1 rRNA gene is annotated in these 403 nt (G+C 43.2%); it reads left to right on the top strand.

Features of this window, described 5'->3' with window-relative positions:
- A 23S ribosomal RNA gene (locus CWC30_RS17765) occupies positions 1-189 on the top strand; the annotation flags it as partial.
- Positions 190-403 lie beyond the last annotated feature (214 nt).

Raw genomic sequence — 403 nt, 5'->3', positions numbered from 1 at the left:
CCGGTAGCTACGTTGGGATCTGAAAAGCGCGGAAAGCATCTAAGCGCGAAGCAGGCCTCGAGATGAGTTCTCACTAGACTTTTAAAGTCTCTGAAGGGCCGTTGAAGACTACAACGTTGATAGGCAGGATGTGGAAGTGGTGTGAGCCATTAAGCTAACTTGTACTAATTACCCGTGAGGCTTAACCATACAACGCCAAACGCGTTTTATGCGACAGTTTAAGCAAGAAGTTAATAGACTAAAGTAGATACTTGAAGACTTTATTATCAGAATTCCAAATTTATGAGGTGACTCTTAGCGCGTAGCGTTAACATTGAGGCACCTTGCGCAAAGGAAATGTAAGCACTACGTGCTTTGTCATTAATCCTTTGCACCATATTTGCTTGGTGACAATAGCGTTTTG

The sequence above is a fragment of the Pseudoalteromonas sp. S4741 genome (assembly GCF_005886135.1).
Lineage (GTDB): Bacteria > Pseudomonadota > Gammaproteobacteria > Enterobacterales > Alteromonadaceae > Pseudoalteromonas > Pseudoalteromonas tetraodonis.
This window is presented reverse-complemented; position numbering and strand designations above follow the sequence as displayed.